Source organism: Paraburkholderia sp. SIMBA_027 (genome assembly GCF_046535315.1).
Taxonomy (GTDB): domain Bacteria; phylum Pseudomonadota; class Gammaproteobacteria; order Burkholderiales; family Burkholderiaceae; genus Paraburkholderia; species Paraburkholderia tropica.
Window position 1 is genome coordinate 1 of record NZ_JAWRWY010000509.1, and the last position, 275, is coordinate 275.

Below are 275 nucleotides of genomic sequence, written 5' to 3' on the forward strand. Positions count from 1 at the left end.
GTGAAAATCATTCGTGACGATTTAAGCGGAACAAATGTATATATTACGGCAGATCATGGCTTCTTATATCAGCGTGAATCTTTAGAAGAAAGTGACAAAATCGAAAAGGTAAAAATCGATACAGTTGAATTATCACGACGCTATGCTTTATCAAAGGAAGACGCGGAAATTGATGGGCAAATTAAAATTGATTTGTCATCTGTTGTGAAAAATGAGCAACAGCTTTATGCGTATGTACCAATGGGAACAATTCGAAATCGCAGGCAGGGGCAAGG

At 37.8% G+C, this 275-nt stretch carries 1 protein-coding gene; it reads left to right on the plus strand.

Annotation, left to right across the window (positions count from 1 at the left end):
* Positions 1-275 (plus strand): PglZ domain-containing protein (locus SB764_RS40025; protein ID WP_410866751.1); only part of this gene is annotated, 275 nt, incomplete at both ends.